Below are 20,768 nucleotides of genomic sequence, written 5' to 3' on the forward strand. Positions count from 1 at the left end.
TTCGTTATGCATTATTTCTCACAAGCCCTTCGAACGACTTCCTTCTCCTGGAATTTGTAAGGAATAAAATACTCCTTGTGTCCGAGCGCTTCACTTTTACTGGGAGTGCCAGCGGCTACTTCACACACCATCTCCATCAACTCCTGAGTCAATTCAGCTTGATTGCAAAGTCCATCTAGCACCTTTCCTGCGTCAAAATCCATATCATCGATCATATTCGCATAGGTCGTACTGTTGCCGGTGATCTTGATGACCGGAGCCACGGCACTGCCCACCACCGTACCTCTTCCTGTAACCAGGAAGGTGATATGGCTGCCGCAACTGATCAGGTCCATCAAACCCTCGTTGTCGTTGGGGTTGGTAATACCGAATTGCATCCAGTGTGGATCGGGGGTGGAGTCGAGCAGCCAAAGACCCGGATGAGGCACTTTCTGGCTTACCTTCAATACCCCCTGGATCGGTCGACTGCCGCTTTTAATGACCGCGCCCATGCTCTTTTCCTCGATCGTCGAAAGGCCTCCGGCAAAATTGCCAGGACTCACCGAGTACTGGCGAACGCTCTTGCAGTACTGCAGGGCCTTCTCATAGGTGCACTCGATATCCTTTCGTGCCTCTTGTGTTGCCGCCCGGGCGGACAGAAGATGGCCAAGGCCGATTGCCTCTACAATCTCCTCGAAAATCGCCGTCCCTCCGGCATCGACAAGCTGATCGAAGAAATTGCCCACCACCACATTGCCTGCCAGGCCGCTGGTGTAATCCGAACCGCCGCACTCAGCCCCGATTACCAAATCAGAGAAGGTCATAGGCACCCGAGAGGTCTGCTTCAGTTCATCGAGCATGGTATGGACAATCGAAAGGCCCTTCTTGATGGAGGAAACGGTCCCGCCGTTTTGCTGGATATAAAACCAATCAGCAGGTTTACCCTCCTCCTTGGCAATATCGGCCAACCATTCAGGCTGAATATATTCGCAACCCAATCCCACCGCAAGGACCGCTCCCACGTTCGGATGCCGAATGAGTGAGATGAGCATGCGTACCGCATACTCATTGTCGGTGCACCCTTCGAATCCGACACACTCGACGTCCAAATTCCCTGATTGTCTGGCAATCTCCTGGGCAACGAATGCCGAACACTCCACTGTATAGATTACAAGCACCCGGTTGCGGATTCCCTTGCGGCCGTCTTGGCGCAAGTATCCCGACCACGTACGATTCAATGCATTCATCTGATCCTCGCTTACTTGTATTCAATGTCGGTAGGAGCACCGGTATGGATGTCCAGGTGACTTGATCGTTCATCATAACAGCTTTTCATGCAGTGCAAGTGCACCCAACTCCCTTGCTTGATGGGTTGGGTGGCTTCGCCGATTACCACCGAATATTTGATGATCTTCTCACCCTCGGCGATATCCCGCAAGGCAATTTTATGCCCTACAGGGATTGTTTCGATTGCTGACAGATCGGAGAGACCGGCATCAGCGTTTAGCTTGACCGCTCCGATGTGCAGCTCAGTCAAGGCGGTGGCTACATTGTCGTCACGGCCGATCTGAAAAGCTGTTTGCATGCTCATCTCCTACAGGATCCCGAACTTGGCAAAGGCATCGGTTGCACTCATGCCGTCCTCAATCGCCTTGCGAACCAGTTTTTCCCCACTCGCCTTTTCAAGCGATTTCACCACCACTTCTTCGGCAATGGCCTTGGGAATTACCAACACCCCGTCGATATCACCGAAGATGATGTCACCGTCCTCAATCGTCACCTGCCCGATTTCAATGGGACAGCGAAAGTCTACGACCTGGGTGCGTACACTGCTGTCCTGGGCATAACAGCCACAGGAGAAGACCGGCCAATTCTGCTCCAGCACCTGCGGGGTGTCACGATGCCAGCCATCCAGCACAGCCCCTACCGCCTTGCGGGTGCGTGCGGTGGCGGTAAGCAGCTCACCCCAATAGGCACAGCGCTTGGTGCCGCCGGTTGCAATATAGATTTCGTTTTCCTTGAGCTGATCCAGAGCCTCGGTCAAAAGACCAAAGGGCTTCTTCTGCGGACCGTATACATCGATCATCAAGACGGTCATTGCCTTACCAGCAAGTTTCATACCTTCTTTAATCGGCCTGATGGCCTGAGGAAGGAACTGGTGGGTATAGCCCATCACATCAAGAATATCCCCGACCACAGGGGTATACAACTTCGCTTTCATCAGATCAAACATTTCTGCTTCAGTATTCCAATCACTCATCATATTCCTCACTTACGGCTGCCAAGTTTCAAAGAGGCAAGCCAGAGTAAACATTGTGAAAACCAGGAAGCGACTTGCTCATCGGCATATCGCATTTTTTCCGGTTCCTCCACTTCCTTGGTAGCCAAGGAAAGTCCATGCACCCCATGGGGGTAGATATGCAAGGCGCATACTGCGCCAGCATCAAGCAATGCTTGGGCGAACAGCAGGCTGTTGTGCACTGGAACCGCCTCATCACTGGCTGTATGCCACAAAAACACCGGCGGGGTATCTTTGTCCACCCAGCGTTCCAGGCTGAAGAAGTCTTCACACGGCCCTTTGCCCAAATTCCCAATACTCTGCACATGCGCATACCTTCCTGCACTGATGACCGGGTAGCACAGTACCGCTGCATCGACCTTCTCCAGATTCATACGATGCGCATGCACCGCAAGGCTTGCTGCCAGATGACCTCCAGCCGAAAACCCCACAATATAGACAGGCAGGTATGGAAATGCTTGCCTGAGCACACCCACAGCCCAACCAGCCTCCCGCAAGGGCAGTGTCCCCAAGTCGGTTCCCACCGTGTAGGAGAGAACCGCTGCACCATAGTCTTGTGCAAGAAAGGCATTACCAACCGGCCACATTTCCCGAGGCGAAAGCCATTGGTAGGCACCTCCAGGGCAAATCAAGACCACAGCCTTGGGCTGCTCTGCCGGTTGCACCGCCAGCGTTGCCTCGGAGAAGGGACACGAATATTGCTTCACTGATTATCCCATCACAGGCATGATTAAATTCGGCAGGAACATGATCAGGCCGGGGACGTAGGTAATCAGAAGCAGGACAATGACCATAACACCGAGGAACGGAACCAAGGTCTTGATCAGCTTCTCAATGGGAACACCGGAGACTGCAGAACCCACAAAGAGGGTTCCTCCCACCGGCGGGGTGATCAGTCCGATACCAAGGTTCAGGATCATGACCACACCGAAGTGAACAGGGTCCATGCCGGCTTGGATGGCAATCGGAAGCAGGATGGGTGTTGCCACCAGGATAATGGCGGACATGTCCATGATGGTTCCCAAAATCAGCATCAGTACGTTCAGGATGAGCATAATCAACAAGGGATTGCTGGTAAGGCCGAGAATACCGTTGGCAACCATCTCAGGCAGGCGCAGGTAGGTAAGCAGCCAGCCGAACACCTGGGAGGTGGAGATGAGGATCATGACGATGGCCAGGGTGCCCAGCGATCGCTCAATCAAATGCCAAATCTTGGGTAAAGTAAGTTCCTTATAGATGACCGAACTGACAATGATGGCCCAAATAACCGCCATTGCAGCACTTTCTGTTGCGGTGAATATGCCTGTTACAACACCAAAGACAACTATAAGAACCGTTATCAAGCCCCACACCGCATCCTTGAGGGTGGTGAGGGCATGCTTGAGACTAAAGGGAGCTCCCTTGGGGTAGTTGCGCTTCACACTGAGCACATAGCTATAAATCATCAAAGCGAAACCCAAGAGGAATCCAGGAATTATCCCGCCAAGAAAGAGTCTTCCCACCGATACGCTGCCGGCAACCATGGCGTACATGACCATATTGTGGCTGGGAGGAATCAGAAGTCCTTCAACTGATGAACACATGGTGACGTTGGTGGAGAACTCGTCATCGTAGCCTTGTTCACGCATCATCGGGATCAGGATGGTTCCCAAGCTGGCGGTGTCCGCCGTCGACGATCCGCTGATGCCGCCAAAGAACAGGGAGGCTACAATGTTGACCATCGCAAGGCCGCCACGTATCCATCCTACAAGAGCGTCACTTAAGGCGATCAGGCGCTTGGAAATACCGCCGGCACCCATGATTTCGCCTGCGATTATGAAGAAAGGAACAGCCATGAGGGTGAACACATTCACTCCCTTGACCATCAACTGGGCGATCTGCATCAAGGGCAGGCCCAAAAACATCGTGGTAAGCACACTAGATATACCAATGGCAAAAGCGATGGGAAAGCGACATACAAGCATGACTACAAAGCTTCCCACAAGAATCAATACTGCGATAGAGTTGGTGTCCATCAGGAATTCTCCCCTTTCTGTGTTGCAAGCTCTTGCTTGGCTTGCTCAGCCATCTGTTGAGACTGGACTGCCAAGGTTTCCATATCCAGTGTCTGTCCATGGGCAACGCGATAGTAGAAGTTGATGAAGCGCTCGATTTCCATAAGGACAACGGCAATACCGGCGAACGGGCAGGAAAGGTAGAGCCACATGCTGGTAATGCCGACACCGGTCATCAAATTGCGCTTTGCCAGCATGGAGAACTGCCAACCATACACAATCATGAAGAGGCCAAAAGTAAAAATGGTGACATGTGCAGCACCCCGCACAAACCGAATGAACTGTTTAGGGGCAAAGTAATCAATAACCTGCATTCGAATATGGGTATCCTTGCGGATTGCAAGGGCTGCACTGCACAATGACATGTAGACCATGCACATCAACACAACCGGTTCACCCCAAACAAGACTGCTTTTGATCACATAACGATTGAAGACTACAATAGCGGTTATTCCGACCATCGCAATAAAGAACAGCTTGCATATGGTCATGAAAAACCAGTAGACAGCATCGAAGAATTTGGTAACGGTGTTCACACAGGACCTCCAAAGGTAAGGGGGAACACGTCCCCCTTATGAAAGCTCATACTATAGACAAGAAATATCAGGCTTACAGAGCAAGAATTGCATCGTAATACTGCTCATATCCCTTGGCATATTTTCTTACCACATCCTTGGTAGCCTCGATGTACGGGGTCTTGTCCTTGACCTCGATGACATTGGCACCGGCAGCCTTGATCTTGGTGAGCAGCTCGTTGTCAAGAACCTCGATGCCCTGGCGGTTCCACTCTGCAGTCTCTTTTGCTGCTTCCATCAGGATGGCCTGGGCCTCGGCATCGAGCTTGTCATACACAGAGGCGCTCATGATGACGATCGATGGGCTGTAGGTATGACCGCTGAGGATGTAGTTCGGAGCAACTTCGTAGAACTTGTTGGAGTAGTAACCGCTGTGGGGCTGCTCTGCACCATCTACAGTACCAGTCTGCAGTGCGCTGTACAGTTCGCTGAAACTAATCGGAGTGGACTGAACACCAAGAGCAGAAACAGTTTCGGTCATCAGGTCGGTGGTCGGGACCCTGAGCTTCAAACCTTTGTAATCGTTGATGCTGTTGATCGTCACCTTCTTGGAGGTGAAGAAATTTCTTGCACCTTCATCAAGGTAGAACAAACCAACGAAACCACTCTTGAGATCTCTGGGTTCATTGAGGAACTCCTGACCGAGGGGGCTGTTGATGACATTCCACAGGTGGGCGCGATCACGGAAAATGAACGGCAAACCGAACAGGGTAAGCTTTTTCATTCCAAAGTCACCAAGGCTGTTGGTGTTTGCACGGCAGATGTCGATTGCACCGCCACCCATCTGCAGGGTCTGGTACATGGTCTTCTCGTCTCCGAGCTGACCGGCCGGATATACCTGGATCTTGATTCTTCCGGCACTCTTCTCTTCCACAAGCTTGGCAAAATGGTCGCCGGCGAGGTCCATGATGTGACCATCGGGGTTCAATTCTGCATACTTGAGCACATAGCTCTTCTTCTCTGTAGCGGCACCGGCTTCTTTCTCACCTGCAGCAAACAGGAACGAGCCAAGGACGGCAAGGCACAATACCATTGCAAAAAACTTCTTCATAAAATCCTCCTGGGAAATGTATCGATTACGGCTACATCAACAGCCGGTAATACCCGTTCTCATACATGGGCAGATTGCTCTTGAACACCATCTCACTACCGATATGGATGGTCGGCATGACAGGACGAATGTCCTTTATCAGATGTTCGGCAAGAATCTTGGTAGCCAGATAGGCACTCTTGTAGGGATGATTCTGCACAACATTGCCAAAAACTCCCCTTCTTAAAAAATCCATGGTTTCATCAAAGAGGTCCATTCCGATTGAGAAAATCGATTTGTCGGAACAGCATTTTTCCATCAAACGCCCAAGCATCGCGGAGCTTCGTGCCGTTACAGCACAGCATCCTCTGATAGTTTTTTCCTCAATAAGTCTGCACACACTCTCCGATGGGTCCTCAGAGCTCGAGGAATGCACTTTGTAGACAGGATTGATTGCACCATTTTCGCTCAGATAGCTCTCGAACCCTTCAACAACCAGATAGTTGGAAGGAATTTGCGCATATCCAGCACAGATGAGAAGAGAATCGGTCGGGCCAACCTGGCGCATCATTTGTTCGGCCATCATTCTGCCTACCATCGTATAGTTTGGCAGAACACAACAAAGCCGCCCCGAATCAGGCACATCGTTGCCTACGAGGACCAAAGGAATCTGTTTCTCCTTCACCGCCTGCAAGCTTATCAGACCTTTTGTAGGTGTATAGCCAACCGATACGATGCCGTGGATATCGTCGCGCTCGATCAGATTCTGCATTTCAATTACTTGGCTGTTCTGTTCATCATCGTAATAAGGGGAGGACACCAACTCGACGTTGTAGTCTCCGAGTGTATTGATGTAATCGGTGACACCTTCCCAGATCGCCCGGTAGAAAAACCGGTTCTCACCGGTAAGGGCAGGAATGGCTGCGGCAATGTTCAGCTTCTTTCGCTTCAAGGATGCGGCGATGGCATTAGGACGGTACCCATGCTCGGCGGCTACCTGCACAATGCGTTGTCGTGTCGCCTCACTTACTCCGGGTTTGCCGCTCAGCGCACAGTGTACGCTTCCAAGGGATACCCCGGCAAGTTGTGCAATGTCCTTGATTGTAATTCGCTTGTCCATTATTTTCCTGCTAACTAACCAAAACGTTTTAGTTGATTTTTTAGTAGCATAGGGTGCAAAATCACTTCCTGTCAACAACAATTTTCACAATTTTGTAGGTCATGGTCCGATGGATAGGGAATATTTTGCTAAAACCATACAATTTCAGTACCAGTCTCTCTTGATTTACTAAAACGTTATGGTAATCTTGAGGGACTTATGAAAAACTCTACAGCGACCGAACAAAAGCCACAAACCTTTATTGTACACACCCATGTCGATGCATCGGTGTATAGTGCCTTCAGCACCTTCAATAATTTTATCCTGAACCGCAGAGGACTCACCCTGAAGCTCTTTCCCCTGCTTATGACCGGCATGGGCATCGCCCACGTGGCAAGCAGCTATACCGTAATGGGTATCGCATTCATCGCCCTGGGGGCGTTGCTTCCCCTCGCCTACGTGGGATTCCATCGAAGGTCCCTTGCCAATCAGATCAAGCAATACAAGCTTGAAAGACCACGATTGGCCTACAAGGTGAGTCTGCAACAATCAGGACTGTTCGTTGAAAACGAGAAGGAAAGCACCCTGTACCCCTATGAGATGTGCTACGGCGCATACCGGGTTCCTCAGTACTGTTATGTGTACATCACCAAGTCCAAGTGCTTCATCCTGCCCGTAAAAGACCTGCAGGACGGAGTCTCGGAAGAAATGTTGTGGGAGTTTCTCCAAGAGAAACTGGGGCAGTGGAAAACAAAATCCTTCATCAAGAAAACAAAGTAGAGGCAGGGTTGCACGCCCTGCCCCTTCGGCTTTCGGCTATCAGGAAAGCTCGGTAAGATACTGTTTGAGGAAGCTGAAGCCCCAGCCGCTGCCCTCCCGCTGTATGGCATAACCGTTGTCGATAACCATCTTGTTGTCGATGATGCCGTCGATCCAGTCAAAGCTCTCGGCTCCGAACGGATTTGCAACTGTGGCAAGCAGGGGGACATCATAGTCCTTGTAGTAGTGCGGCAGGCAGGGAAGGTGGTATGCATCAGCTACAATGGCACTCGCCCTCCAAGCTTCCACCCCGCCAAGCCTGAGTAGGTCGGGCTGCCACAAGTCCAAGGCATTGCGCTTGATAAGTTCCTTGAGTGCGGAGAGGTCATACTCACGCTCACCCATTGCAAGCGAAATGCCGGTCTTGTTGCGGATGATTTCATACCCGGCAAAGTCGGTATTCGAAACCGGCTCCTCGAACCACTGGATACCCAAGCCCTGCACCAGGTTGGACAGCTTGATCGCATTGCTCACACTCATGCCCTGATTGGCATCCATCATGATCCTTACCGAACCGCCCAAGGCTTCCCGCACCTTGTGCAGGCGCTGGATGTCCCGTTCCATGTCCGGGCTGCCGACCTTGACCTTGACGGCGGTGAATCCCCGTTTCTTGTACCCCAACACCTCTTCAAGCAACTCCGCGTCGGTGTAATTCAACCAACCGCCGCTGCCATATACAGGAATTTTCTTGCCGTTGGAACCCAAAAGCTTATGAATAGGCTGACCAAGCGTCTTGCCCCATGCATCCCACAAAGCCACATTGAGGGCGCCATAGGCCCAACGCAACAACCCAAGGTTGCCGAAATATTCACATTCAACCTCATATTCACGTTGAATTCGGAGCGTCTCATTGATGCTGTAAGAACGCTCGAGCACAAACGTCCTCAAATCCTTCAACGCACCCTCGATCGCCTTGGGTGAGTAGTGAAAACTCAACAGGTACCCCTGGCCTGTAACACCGGAGGCGGCAACCACCTCGACGATGTAGAACTTGATCGTTGAGATATCGTGGGTGGAATCGGCTATCGGCCGGCTCATCGTCGACTCGGCGGAGAACAGCCTCACATCTACAATTTTATGATCCATATATGCATCCTCTAATATAAAAGATTTACAAACAGTGTTGAGAAAATCGGAAAGAAGGTCAGAAGCAGCAGGCAGATTGCCAGCATAATGAAGAAAGGCACTGCTTCCTTGATGAATCGGTCGATCTTACAACCGGTCACCCCACACGTAACGAACATCAATGTTCCCATCGGAGGTGTTATTGCTCCGATTGACATATTGAAAATGAATACCATGGCGAACTGGATTTCATCAATCCCGAATGCGGCTGCTATAGGAGCAAGCAAGGGGACCAGGACTATCATGGCAGCATTGCCTTCAATAAACATTCCGACAAACAACAGGAACAGGTTGACGATGAGCAGGAACACATATTTGTTGTGTACGACCAGGATCATCATCTCGGTAAGGGTCTGGGGTATCCTTTCGCGGGTCAATATCCAAGCAAAGCTCGATGCCGCACCTACGATGAGCATGATGCTCGCAGTAGTGACAACTGTATCCTTCATCGCACTGACAAACCCCTGCAGGGTCATTTCGCGATACGAAATACCCAGCACCAACGCATAGACGATGGCTACAGCCCCGGCTTCGGTGGGAGTGAATACACCAAGGCGGATTCCACCGATGATGATCACTGGCAGACAAAGAGGAAAGAAGGCCTGCTTGAAGGATTTGAACAGCTCCCCCTTGGGAAGCGGCTCCGTCCTGATGGGGACATAGGCACGTTTCTTGGAGATCATGCTTACCAGAATCATCATGGCCAGGCACAACAACAGCCCGGGGCCGATACCGGCGACAAAGAGTTTCCCAATAGAGACGTTTGCAATGGAACCGTAGAGGATCATGGCGATTCCAGGAGGTATGAGGGGGGTGATCATCGAGGAGACTGCGGTAACAACGGTAGAAAACTCCTTGGAATACCCTTGGCGCTCCATCTCGGGACAGAGCATCTTCGCTTCCATGGCCGCATCAGCCAAGGCGGAACCGGACAGGCCGCCCATCAAAGTCGACAGCAGGACATTGACCTGGGCCAGGCCTCCGGCCATCCTGCCTGTGAGGACTGTACAGAAATGCATGACCCGATTTGTCACACCGCTGCAGTTCATGAACACACCAGCGGCAACAAAAAACGGTATCGCAAGCAAGGTGGTGTTCTCAATACCTGAGGCAACACGCTGTGCAAAAATCAGCGAAGGCAAGCCGGGCGATGCAATGAAGTACACCACGCTTCCGGCAAGTACCGAAATAAAAACCGGAGCTTTGAGAAAGAGCAGAACCAACAAGCAAATGGCTGCAATAATTACTGGATTCATACTCCTTCTCCTTTCATTCGGCCAAGGCTTTCTTTCAATCCGGTAAGAAACGGTACAGTATAGTTGATCCACATGAGGGCTGCGCTGACCGGAATCACCCCGTAGATAAGTGCAGAGGGAATGGAAAGCACCGAGGTTGATTTATTGGTGCGGATGAACATCGCCACCATGTCCGAGCTCTTGAGTCCCAGATAGAGCAATGAGAAACTGACCACCGCATAGATGAAAAGCGAAAGAAGAATCTGCACCCGTTGGGGAAAACGTTCCACCAACATGCCGATTTCCACATGTGCCTTAAACCTGAAAGCCGCACTGCTTCCAAGAAAGGCCACCCACAAGAATAATGCTATCTGCACCTCTTCCAACCACACATAGGGGTTTGCGAATACATACCGCATGACAACGCCCAGGAAGGTGAGCACAATCAACACCATCAGGGCAACGCACGCGATACCGATGTCCAGATTACCCACGATGTCTTTAATAATCCGTTTATTCATAATGTATGGATTTCCTAGCATCGGGCTCCCGTCGAAGGAAGCCCGATCGATATTCTTTACATGAAATTATTTGTTGATAATTGCCTTGACCGTCTCATGCAGGCCGGGTGTCCAGTTGCCTGCAATCTCAGGATAGGAATAGAACTGCAAAGCAGCATCCTGGAACATCTTCTTCTCGCTGGCGGTCGGGGTATAGAAGGTCACGCCGCCGGCTTCCAGCTTGGCGCGGGCCTCAGCTTCCTTGGCAGACTGGATGGAGTTGTTGTACAGACCGGCTTCGCGGGCGCTCTCCAGCAGAATGTTCTGCTGCTCGGCAGTCAGGCTGTTGAAGAAGGCAGTACCAACCACAAAGGTGGTGAAGTTCTTTATGTGTCCATCCAGGATGACGTACTTTGCCACTTCCTGGAACTTACCACCTTCCAAGGTAGTCAGGGGATTCTCAAGACCGTCAACAACGCCCTGCTGCAAGGCAGTATACACTTCGCCCAAGGCAAGCGGGGTTGGGGTTGCACCAAGGCACTCAAAACCCTTGATGAAAACCATGCTGTTGGCAACACGGATTTTCATACCCTTCAAATCGGCGGGAACTTTCACAGGCTTCTTCGTCATGGTATGGCGATCGCCGTAAATCCAGTTGGAGGAGATAATCTTCAGCCCATTGGCTTCCAGCTTCTTGCTCTGCTGGGCATACCAATCACTTTCGGTGAGTTTCCAGCAATCCTCCCAGGTATTGAACAAATACGGTCCGAAGACGATACCAAAATCAGGAACTCCGCGTTCAGCATAAAAGGCTCCGTCGGCAAGGGTGCAAACTGCTGCACCGGCCATCATCTGGTCGATCAAGTCGGTTTTCTTCCCCAGCTGGGAGGATGGGAACAACTCTATCTTCATGGTTCCATTGCTCTTCTCTTCGATGATTTTCTGCCATTCATGACAAGCCAGGTCGATGGGTTCACCAGGATTGTTCTCATACCCGATCTGCAGAACCACCGGCTTCGCCACCCCGGCTTTCTCCGATTGTCCTGAAGCAAAAATGCAGGCGGCCAACACCAGCACCAAAGCGAACATACATGCTTTCTTCATACCAAAACTCCTTTCACTTCAACTCTAATTACTCAGTCATCAACATGACTGCTTTAAACACTTCACCACCCAACTCATTCCACTGCCTGAAGGTATCGACTACTTGCCCGTTAAAATGGGTGCAATGCGTGACCAACTGCGAGGGGACAAGCAATCCTTGCTGCACGAGGTCGATAACGTGCTGAAAGTCCTCTATCGTTGCCGCCCTGCTGTCCAGCAGCTCCGTCTCACGTATATGAAACGCTCGGCCATCGAGGGCGATCGGATCTTTGCTGATTCCTACATAGACCATTCGCCCCCCATTACTCAGCAAAGATACATTGGAGGCCATCGATACTGCATTTCCCGTCGCATCAATGATGCAGTCCGGACCCTCCTGACTCGTCAATTGAGCAACTTGTACGGCATAGGAAGGGTCCAACGGGTCAAGAACGGCCAGGAAATCCGGAGCATGCTTACCGGCGAAAGCCCTTCGCTTCTCATGGGTATCGGAAAGAATGACACTGCAACCGGCCAATTCGGCCTGCAGGGCAGCCCCCAACCCGATGAATCCAGCTCCACTGACAAGCACCGTATCACCAGGCTTCAGTCCAGCTCTCCGCACGGCATGTGCGCTGATGGCCAAAGGTTCGATCAAGGCAGCATCGATTGGTTCCATGCAAGGATCCACGACAATAAGCTGGGAAAGTGGAGCCTGCACATAGTCGGCCATTGCACCGTCCCGGTGCACGCCATACACAGAGAGAGAACTGCAGGCATTGCCTTTTCCCTTTCTGCAGGCCTTGCAATGTCCGCAACTAAGATACGGCATCAGTACAACCTTGTCTCCGACACGGACGGATTCACTGGGACCGCATATCTGCTCCACTACGGCACAGAGCTCATGACCCAGGATTCTTGGATAGGTCTGCATCGGATTGCCACCACGATAGGCATGGAAGTCCGAGCCGCACACACTGACAGCAACCAGACGCAGAGTCGCCCAGCCTTGCTGAAGAATCGGCAACTCAACTTGCTGATATTCCAAATCAAAGGGTTTGTTTAAAGTCAATGCATACATAGGTGAATATTCCTTTATATATATTTTATTATTTCTTTTATTATATTATTTTATTAATTTTTTTGATGCTTTTAATCATATTTATGAGCCATCTGATATATTATACTAGAGCATGAATCGACTCATTGCAAGCAAAATTTTCAAAATATTCAAAAATCATCAGCATCAAATAGAAATGTTTCCCAGAGTGATATATTGTATAAGGCAAGCATTAATGCACCATTGCTGCAATTAATGCCATACAGTACTTGCTGGCACCCTCTTTGGCAGGTATTATGAATTAGCTGATATACAGGAGAGAAATCCATGGAACAAAAGTCGAATCTAAAGAGTGATGCATATCAATATATCAAGGATAAAATCCTCACCTGTGAAATCATGCCGGGGCAAGCCATCAGCGAAAAGCAGATCATGGAAACCTTTGGTATCGGGAGAACGCCGGTACGTGAGGCATTAATCATGCTGCAGAGCGAGAATCTGGTTGAAGCATATCCGCGGAGCGGGACTATAGCAAAGCCAATCACTTTGGAGTCAGTCTATGAGTTGTTTGAGCTGAGAAAGTTACTCGAGCCCAATGTAGCAACACAATTTGTCCGCAACATCGGATTGGAAGGCTTGTTGGTAAGGGACAGAAGCCTCAAATCGTTTTGTAACCCCACAAGCGAGCAAAGTACGCTCGCTTTTTACCAAGAGGACATTGCATTGCATGCCTACCTTATCTCCTGTACGCAGAACACCCAACTAATAGCTCTCTGCAAACCCCTGTTCGAGCAGAGCCTTCGAGTGGGCATGCTCGGGGCGAAGAGCCACACCAGCAGCTCCTCCGAGCAAACCTATCGTGAACACAACAGGATTGTGAAAGCCATCCTTGAGGAAGACACCCAGGAGATCCACAACGCCTTCATCTCCCATCTGAATGCAGCCAAGATGAGCGCCATTCAGTCTGTTAAGAACCAATAGGAAGAGAATTGATATACTAGATGTACGAGACTCTCATAAACCTTACCTTCACTCCCTTTTTGATGCCCTGAGCGTCTGTGCTGCGCATACCTGCGATTACACCATGAAGAGGGGCCAATCCCTCAGCTCGATATCTGAAAAAGGGTGCACCAGCTCTACACCCACCCCTCTTGCTTCAATAGCTCATCCAGATGGTCCAAGAGCCGGGTAATAGTCTCAAGCTGGGTTTCCCCCCCGATGCCTTGGGTAAGCTCTTTGATGTCCTCATCAAATTGAGGGGGAATAAGGGAGCAGGTTGCATGCACCCAGGCCTGTTGACGTTTCTCACCGGGGTGGGTTTGCTTGTTCAAGGCGAAGAGAATATCGAAATAGGACTCCATAAGTGCTGCAGTTCGGTGGATCATGCTCAGATGGTCTTTCCTCTGTACAGCATGCTCGATCTGGTCGAAGAAAGAAGCGGTGAGCTTACTCCTGAGCAAGGGATAATTGTTTCTGATGATCGCCTTCTGCAAAGCTTGCGGATAGTCTGTCTCCAACAACTGCTTGAGTGAAGAGAACTTTCCGTCCTTGTCGATCAATACATGCGACGTTTTTATGTTGTGCACAAAGGCGGTGGAGTACCCCACCCTCGCCTGATGGCCCACCCAAACACGCGTAATCTCGTCCTCAACCCAGTCCAGGTCGCGATACATCAAGTCGACGAACGTCCCATCCTTGAGCTGCATCTCATCCCCTGGACCGAAATAGTCATTCTGCAGCTCAGCTTTTTCAGAAAAAGTGTCAGCCAACTCCTGGCGAAACGCCAAGGGAAGCGGCTGTTTGCTATAGATGTACAGGTCGTAATCGGACAGTGCATCACAACCCAGGCCGGTCCTGGAGCCTGCAAGTGCAAGAGCTTGAAGAGCGGGGTGTTCGGACAGTTTGTCAATGAAGGATTCTATCATAGGCCTATAGTGACACAGTTATGAGAAAGTGAGAAGGTTTGCTTTATGCAGAGAACCATACTTTGCGTTAAAGCAGAGAACCAATCGCCTTGGCGATATCAACACCATAGCGATACGTGGGCTCCTTCGTTTTCTCAGATTCTTCTTTCACCATATCCAAGGCACGTCGAACCTGGGCATTGAAAATCGCACTGTTGCGTGCCGACTCCTCCTTGGCCTCGAATACAGAATTTCCCAGAATCACATAGTCCTCCGTGCCCCTGATATGAGCCACCTCAATGGCGTAGAAGAGCTCCTGGTTGCTGTGCTCGTTGGCAAAGGTGGCAAAGTCGGTATAGGTGTTTCGGTAGTAGGCAAGCCATTGGGTCAAGTCCTTTGGATTGGCCACCTCCATCGGAACAGGAATGTTGTAGTAATCCTTTCTGAGTGTGTTCACCACGGCATTCGTACTGTGGAGGTCTAGTGATGATGTCACATACCGCAGGTTTTCTTTTGGCTCACCTTGGAGATGCAGGGTGCGCACCCCTTCGGCGGGGACATAGCTGACCGTGTAGGTGTAAGGTCCTTTGGAGAGTGCATGCGAGTCCTCCTTGATTACACGCAGGCTTGCAACATCGAACAACCGGTAGGAGTACTGCTCCTGCTCGGAGTATCCGATGGTTTTCTTCACCCCGGCGAATCGGGGACTGGCGGTTGGAAGATACACCTGCTGTTCGGTGTTTACGGGCCGCACCTGGGTGGTGCCGTACACTTCCAGCACATAATCGACATCGTTGTGTCTTGCATAGTCTACAGCCAAATCAGTTGGGCCGAAAAACCCTTCCCTATTGGAGAGATTCCCGGCTTCAATAACCTTGACGAACCGATCGGCCTTCAAGCCTTCCCTGATATCGGAATACATGGTTTGCCTAAAGGATGGGCTGCCGATTCCCAGCACCATCAAGGTAACGGTAGCCTCATCTACAGCCTTCTGCAGGGAAGCGGTGATCTCAGGATTCTGGGGATCCCTTGCCTTTGCCCGTTCATACATCATCACAGCCGCGCGGATATCCAACTTGTCACCGCCTTGCTGCTGGTTTCGTGCAAGGTTGAACCATCGTTGGGCGGCTTTCTGGTTGGCCTGCTTCGCCTCTTCACTATAATTGGATGCAGCGAGTGTGGGATACCCACTCTCCCGTGCCAGGCGGTGCAAAGCTTCGAGATCGGTATATGCTTGTGCAATTCGGTCCAGGACTTCGGGATCATCACCGGGTGCAGCAAGGGCCGCTTGCTTGTATTGCGCATCACCGTCGTTGAACGCCACCGGTATCATGGCCTTGGCCTCGGTGAAATCAGGATTCATGGTCCAGGCACGAAGCAGCGAATCCAACGCCTGTACATACGCTTTCTGCTCGAAGGCGGACATGCCTTGACGGTATTCCGAACCGCCTTTCACAAACAAGGTACCACAGGAAGTGAGGGTAAGACTGACCAGTATGACAAGAACCAAGGACAGCGTTCGTTTCATTGTTGACTCCTTCTTTTGGTATGAATGCAGGCATATTGTATTTCTTTTAGTCCATTATTTATGGCAATAAGGTAGCGGTCAAGAAAACCCCTCCGAGAAAACAGGAAAAAATGAAAAATGTTGCCCTTGGTGTACCCTCATCAGAAATGTTTTGGAGACCTGATTACCTGCCCGCCGCCCGAGGCGGGGGAGTCGCCACATAGAGATAAAAATGATAAACTAGGAGACACAACGAATGACAAGACTGTCCGTCTGTGTATGAATCTTGTCCAAGTTTTTTCTTGTATTTGTTGCAGATTGTTGTATTATTGACCTACATAGAAGAAAGGTCACCCTTTCTGGTTACCTACGCTTACCGCCATTACCTTGGTGGATTGTTCAATTCCAGGAAGAGTAGACACACGTTGGTTCCTTATTGGAAGGAGGACTTCATGGATATAATCGGGACTTCCCTGAAACGAGTCGATGCATTCGACAAAGTAACAGGTAAAGCTAAATACACAGACGATCTGGTTTCAGGGCATGCCCTGATTGCGAAAGTGCTGCACAGCACCATTGCAAACGGCTGGGTCAAGGAGTTCGACCTCAGTGAAGCGTGGAAGGTCAAAGGCGTAGTGGACATTGTCACCTGCTTTGACGTACCCGATATCCAGTTCCCCACGGCCGGACACCCTTGGTCCACCGATCCAAAGCATCAGGACATTGCAGATAGAAAGCTGCTCAATGCCAGGGTCCGTTGTTATGCAGACGACATCGCCGCCGTCATTGCAGAGGATGAGATCGCAGCCGAAGAGGCAGTGAGAAAAATAAAGGTCACCTATGAGGAATACACCCCCATCCTTACCGTCGAAGATGCAATGAAGGAAGGGGCCACTGTCATTCACGAAGAACGGCCGAACAACATCGTGGTCAAGTCTCAATACGAGATCGGCAACTTCGAGGAAGCGATCAAGGAAGAAGGCTTGATCAAGGTGGTCGGAGACTACGAGACCCCGGTGGTCAGTCACTGCCATATCGAGAGTGCAAACTCCTTTGCCTACATGGAAAGCGACAAGATTGTCGTAGTAAGCTCCACCCAGATTCCCCACATTGTGCGCCGCGTCTGCTCGCAGGCTCTCGGGGTGGGATTCGGCAAGATCAGGATCATCAAACCGTACATCGGCGGCGGCTTCGGCAACAAGCAGGATGCCCTGACAGAACCTTTGAACGCCTTCCTTACCACAAGAGTGGGTGGACGGCCGGTAAAGCTTGCCTATACACGGGAAGAGACGTTCGCTTCGACCCGCACACGGCATGCAATGCAGTTCCATATCGAAAGTTATATCCGTAAGGACGGCAGCTTTGCAGCCCGTACCATCAAAGCCTACTCCAACCAGGGCGGCTATGCATCGCATGCCCACGCCCTCGTCGCCAATGCAGTGAACGGCTTTCGCATGATGTACCCGGTAGGAGCCATCAAGAGCGAAGCCTATACGGTCTACACCAACCTGCCCACCGCAGGGGCGATGCGAGCATACGGCATTCCACAAATCGGCTTCGCGTTGGAAGCCCATGTGGACGACATTGCAAAACAGACCGGGCTCGACCCCATCAGGCTTCGCAAGCAGAATATGATGAAGCTCGGCTATGTCGACCCGATCACCACGATCACCTGTCACTCTACCGGGCTTGATGAGTGCATCGAACGCGGAGAGAAGTATCTCGATTACACCAAGAAGCGGCTGGCGTATGCAAACCAGAGCGGGCCGATCAGAAAGGGTGTGGGTATGGCGATCTTCTGCTACAAGACCGGCGTCTACCCCATCAGCCTGGAGACTTCGGCCTGCCGCATGATCCTCAACCAGGACGGTTCGCTGCAGATGCAGATCGGTGCCACCGAGATCGGACAGGGTGCCGATACCGTCTTTGCCATGATGGCGGCCCAGACCATCGGGGTAACGGTTGACAAGGTGCATGTAGTCAGCAAGCAGGACACCGATGTAACTCCCTACGACACCGGCGCCTATGCCTCAAGGCAGACCTATGTCTCGGGCATGGCGGTGAAGAAAACCGCCGAGTCCTTCAGAAAAAAGATTCTCGACTTCGCCGGCTTCATGCTCAAGAAAGATCCGTGGGATTTGGACATCAAGGACAACAACATCGTACACGTCAACAAGAGTGAGAAGCTGCTCAGCGTAGCCGATGTGGCCATCGAATCCTGCTACAGTCTGACGAACTCCACCCATATTGCAGCCGAGGAATCCCACCACTGCACCGACAACACCTACTCCTTCGGCGTTTGTTTTACGGAGGTCGAGGTCGACATCCCCATGTGTCAGGTCAAGATCCTGGACATCATCAATGTCCACGATTCAGGCAGGATCATCAACATGCAAACCGCCCGCGGACAGGTTCACGGAGGTATGAGCATGGGCCTTGGGTACGGACTCTACGAGTACTTGAAGTTCGACCCGAAGACCGGCCGGATGCTCAACGACAACCTTTTGGACTACAAGCTGATGACGGCCATCGATACCCCGGAGCTGCATGCAGACTTCGTTGAGACCGATGACCCCACCGGTCCGTATGGAAACAAGTCACTGGGAGAGCCACCCACCATTCCGGTTGCTCCTGCAATCCGAAATGCGGTGCTCAATGCCACCGGGGTTGCCATCAATGCAGCTCCGTTGCACCCCCAGAGAATGTTCGAAGCCTTCACCGAGGCGGGCCTGATCAAATAAAGGAAAGAGCGTATGTATAATTTCAACAATCTCTATGAACCAACCTCAGTAGAAGAAGCCTTGCGCTTGAAGAAAGAACATCCCCAAGCGTTGTTCCTCGCCGGTGGAAGCGACATTCTGATAAAAATCCGAGAGGGCAAGCTCGCCGGTTGCGACCTGATTAATATCTACAATCTGGAGGAACTGAGGGGAATCTGCCTCGAGGACGACGGTTCGATTCTCATCAGGCCGCTCACCAGTTTCACCGATGTATCGATGCATCCGGTCATCAGACAGTACGTACCGGTCCTCGGAGAGGCGGTTGACCAAATCGGCGGACCGCAGGTGAGAAACATCGGGACCATCGGAGGCAACATCTGCAACGGAGTCACCAGTGCCGACAGCGCCACCACACTGAAGGCCTACGATGCCACTCTGGAGATTGCAAGCCTCGACGGTATTCGTCTCCTGCCCTACACCGAGTTCAATCTCGGTCCCGGCAAGGTGGACTTGAGAGAGGGAGAACTCTTGTGCGGCATCCGCATCGCCAAAGAGAGCTATGAGAACACCAGCGGCCACTACATCAAGTATGCAATGCGCAAGGCGATGGATATCGCCACCCTGGGCTGTTCGGTCAATGTGAGACTTACGAGCGACAAGAAGCATATCGATCGGCTTCGCATCGCCTTCGGCGTTGCAGCCCCGACTCCGATTCGATCCACCACCGTAGAGTCAAAGGTACAAGGTCATGAGCTGAACGAGCAACTGCTCGATATCGTCTCTGAAGGAGCCTTATCTGATGTGAGTCCAAGAACCAGCTGGCGTGCTTCCAAAGAGTTCCGCCTGCAGCTGGTCAAGGAAATGGCGAGAAGAACAACGAAGGCTGCAGTTGAGAAAGCAGGAGGCACCATCAATGGCTAACAAAGACGTACACTGTATTGTCAACGGAAAAGAGCGTGTATTCTCAGTGGATGTCCGCTCGTCCTTATCCGATATGCTCAGAGGGAAAGCCGGCTTGGACAGCATCAAGCACGGCTGTGATGTAGGAGAATGCGGTGCATGTACCATCCTGATCGACGGCAAGCCGTTCAACAGCTGCATCTATATGGCGATTTGGGCTGAGGGAAAAACCATCCTGACTCTTGAAGGCCTGAGCAATACCAAGGGAGAGATCAGCGACATCCAACAAGCCTTCATCGATGAAGGTGCCGTCCAGTGCGGTTTCTGCACCCCCGGTTTCATCATGGCCTCCATTCCCATCATCGAGAAGGACGAGCCTTCCTCCCGCGAAGAGATCCGCCGCCAGATTTCAGGCAATCTCTGCCGATGCACCGGCTATGAACACATTGTCGATGCAATCGAAAAAACGCAGAGGAAGCGGATTGAACAGAAGAAAGGCTGAGATTCATTGAACATGAGAAACGGGAATGCAAGGCATTCCCGTTTTTCTTTTTCGATCCAAAAATAGTCTTAGATTTCTTTGACTTGAGACTTCTTCACCTCATAGCCCAAGGTGGTGACAGCCTTTTCTATGGCTTCTGCAGTGATGGCCGAATCATCAAAGTCAAGCTTGACCTTGCTGGAGTTGAACAGCACCTTCACACTCTCCTTCTGTACACCTTGCAAGGCTTTGGTTGCATTCTCAATCTTTTGCATGCAGGACGGACAGGTCAAGGATTCCAGTTGCATGGTAAGTTTCTTCATGGGTATCGCTCCTTTCATCGTTGTGGTATGGGTAGCATACCAAGGATCTTTTCGGTCGTAATTGATTCAAATCAA

General features: G+C 51.2%; 21 protein-coding genes. 5 read left to right on the top strand and 16 right to left on the bottom strand.

Annotated features, from left to right (window positions below; translation table 11 throughout):
• Positions 1-11: 11 nt before the first annotated feature.
• From MUG09_RS13535 to MUG09_RS13570, 8 genes are all read right to left on the bottom strand, one after another.
• Entirely contained in the window at positions 12-1,226 is a 1,215-nt protein-coding gene (locus MUG09_RS13535) for a UxaA family hydrolase (RefSeq protein WP_244771968.1), read from the bottom strand.
• Positions 1,227-1,237: 11 nt separating this feature from the next.
• Positions 1,238-1,564 carry a UxaA family hydrolase gene (locus MUG09_RS13540; RefSeq protein ID WP_244771969.1) on the bottom strand — a complete coding sequence of 109 codons (327 nt, stop codon included), beginning with the start codon at positions 1,562-1,564 and terminating at the stop codon, positions 1,238-1,240.
• Between the two features lie 9 nt (positions 1,565-1,573).
• Positions 1,574-2,239, bottom strand: coding sequence for an RraA family protein (locus MUG09_RS13545; protein ID WP_244771970.1), 666 nt, complete (start codon positions 2,237-2,239; stop codon positions 1,574-1,576).
• An 8-nt stretch (positions 2,240-2,247) separates the two neighbouring features.
• Positions 2,248-2,985 (bottom strand): alpha/beta hydrolase, encoded by a 738-nt coding sequence (locus tag MUG09_RS13550; protein ID WP_244771971.1) that lies wholly within the window; start codon positions 2,983-2,985, stop codon positions 2,248-2,250.
• Between the two features lie 3 nt (positions 2,986-2,988).
• Positions 2,989-4,293 (bottom strand): TRAP transporter large permease, encoded by a 1,305-nt coding sequence (locus MUG09_RS13555; RefSeq protein ID WP_244771972.1) that lies wholly within the window; start codon positions 4,291-4,293, stop codon positions 2,989-2,991.
• Entirely contained in the window at positions 4,293-4,868 is a 576-nt protein-coding gene (locus tag MUG09_RS13560; protein WP_244771973.1) for a TRAP transporter small permease, read from the bottom strand. The genes MUG09_RS13555 and MUG09_RS13560 overlap by 1 nt, the downstream gene beginning before the upstream one ends.
• Positions 4,869-4,941: 73 nt before the next feature.
• On the bottom strand, positions 4,942-5,958 hold the full coding sequence (locus tag MUG09_RS13565; RefSeq protein ID WP_244771974.1) for a TRAP transporter substrate-binding protein: 1,017 nt from the start codon (positions 5,956-5,958) through the stop codon (positions 4,942-4,944).
• Positions 5,959-5,989: 31 nt separating this feature from the next.
• Complete coding sequence (locus MUG09_RS13570; RefSeq protein ID WP_244771975.1) at positions 5,990-7,057, bottom strand: LacI family DNA-binding transcriptional regulator; 1,068 nt, start codon at positions 7,055-7,057, stop codon at positions 5,990-5,992.
• 198 nt (positions 7,058-7,255) lie between these two features.
• On the opposite strand from MUG09_RS13570, the gene MUG09_RS13575 reads away from it, so the two are divergent.
• Entirely contained in the window at positions 7,256-7,816 is a 561-nt protein-coding gene (locus MUG09_RS13575) for a YcxB family protein (RefSeq protein WP_244771976.1), read from the top strand.
• Positions 7,817-7,855: 39 nt separating this feature from the next.
• Here the strand turns inward: MUG09_RS13575 and MUG09_RS13580 are convergent, their stop codons facing one another.
• The 5 genes from MUG09_RS13580 to MUG09_RS13600 all read right to left on the bottom strand — a co-directional run bounded on the left by MUG09_RS13580 (position 7,856) and on the right by MUG09_RS13600 (position 12,879).
• Positions 7,856-8,941 (bottom strand): mandelate racemase/muconate lactonizing enzyme family protein, encoded by a 1,086-nt coding sequence (locus tag MUG09_RS13580; RefSeq protein ID WP_244771977.1) that lies wholly within the window; start codon positions 8,939-8,941, stop codon positions 7,856-7,858.
• A gap of 11 nt (positions 8,942-8,952) precedes the next feature.
• On the bottom strand, positions 8,953-10,236 hold the full coding sequence (locus tag MUG09_RS13585; RefSeq protein ID WP_244771978.1) for a TRAP transporter large permease: 1,284 nt from the start codon (positions 10,234-10,236) through the stop codon (positions 8,953-8,955).
• On the bottom strand, positions 10,233-10,736 hold the full coding sequence (locus tag MUG09_RS13590; RefSeq protein WP_244771979.1) for a TRAP transporter small permease: 504 nt from the start codon (positions 10,734-10,736) through the stop codon (positions 10,233-10,235). The genes MUG09_RS13585 and MUG09_RS13590 overlap by 4 nt, the downstream gene beginning before the upstream one ends.
• Before the next feature lie 66 nt (positions 10,737-10,802).
• On the bottom strand, positions 10,803-11,819 hold the full coding sequence (locus tag MUG09_RS13595; RefSeq protein WP_244771980.1) for a C4-dicarboxylate TRAP transporter substrate-binding protein: 1,017 nt from the start codon (positions 11,817-11,819) through the stop codon (positions 10,803-10,805).
• Between the two features lie 28 nt (positions 11,820-11,847).
• Positions 11,848-12,879: a zinc-binding alcohol dehydrogenase family protein gene (locus MUG09_RS13600; protein WP_244771981.1), complete on the bottom strand. Its 1,032-nt coding sequence runs from the start codon at positions 12,877-12,879 to the stop codon at positions 11,848-11,850.
• Positions 12,880-13,185: 306 nt separating this feature from the next.
• Between MUG09_RS13600 and MUG09_RS13605 the strand changes: the two genes are divergently transcribed.
• Entirely contained in the window at positions 13,186-13,839 is a 654-nt protein-coding gene (locus tag MUG09_RS13605; protein ID WP_244771982.1) for a GntR family transcriptional regulator, read from the top strand.
• A gap of 155 nt (positions 13,840-13,994) precedes the next feature.
• Here the strand turns inward: MUG09_RS13605 and MUG09_RS13610 are convergent, their stop codons facing one another.
• Both MUG09_RS13610 and MUG09_RS13615 read right to left on the bottom strand, forming a co-directional pair.
• Positions 13,995-14,783, bottom strand: a complete 789-nt coding sequence (locus MUG09_RS13610; protein ID WP_244771983.1) for a DUF4037 domain-containing protein — start codon at positions 14,781-14,783, stop codon at positions 13,995-13,997.
• A gap of 67 nt (positions 14,784-14,850) precedes the next feature.
• Positions 14,851-16,290: a hypothetical protein gene (locus tag MUG09_RS13615; RefSeq protein WP_244771984.1), complete on the bottom strand. Its 1,440-nt coding sequence runs from the start codon at positions 16,288-16,290 to the stop codon at positions 14,851-14,853.
• 431 nt (positions 16,291-16,721) lie between these two features.
• On the opposite strand from MUG09_RS13615, the gene xdhA reads away from it, so the two are divergent.
• The 3 genes from xdhA to xdhC are packed head-to-tail and all read left to right on the top strand — an operon-like array spanning position 16,722 to position 20,391.
• Complete coding sequence (gene xdhA, locus MUG09_RS13620; RefSeq protein ID WP_244771985.1) at positions 16,722-19,010, top strand: xanthine dehydrogenase subunit XdhA; 2,289 nt, start codon at positions 16,722-16,724, stop codon at positions 19,008-19,010.
• 12 nt (positions 19,011-19,022) lie between these two features.
• The gene (xdhB, locus tag MUG09_RS13625; protein ID WP_244771986.1) at positions 19,023-19,910 is read left to right on the top strand and encodes a xanthine dehydrogenase subunit XdhB; all 888 of its coding nucleotides are present in this window, start codon (positions 19,023-19,025) and stop codon (positions 19,908-19,910) included.
• Positions 19,903-20,391: a xanthine dehydrogenase subunit XdhC gene (xdhC, locus tag MUG09_RS13630; protein WP_244771987.1), complete on the top strand. Its 489-nt coding sequence runs from the start codon at positions 19,903-19,905 to the stop codon at positions 20,389-20,391. Before xdhB ends, xdhC begins: the two co-directional genes overlap by 8 nt.
• 68 nt (positions 20,392-20,459) lie before the next feature.
• On the opposite strand, the gene MUG09_RS13635 is transcribed toward xdhC, so the two are convergent.
• Positions 20,460-20,693, bottom strand: a complete 234-nt coding sequence (locus tag MUG09_RS13635; RefSeq protein WP_244771988.1) for a heavy-metal-associated domain-containing protein — start codon at positions 20,691-20,693, stop codon at positions 20,460-20,462.
• Between the last annotated feature and the right edge of the window lie 75 nt (positions 20,694-20,768).

The sequence above is a fragment of the Sphaerochaeta associata genome (assembly GCF_022869165.1).
In the GTDB taxonomy this organism is placed as follows: Bacteria; Spirochaetota; Spirochaetia; order Sphaerochaetales; family Sphaerochaetaceae; genus Sphaerochaeta; species Sphaerochaeta associata.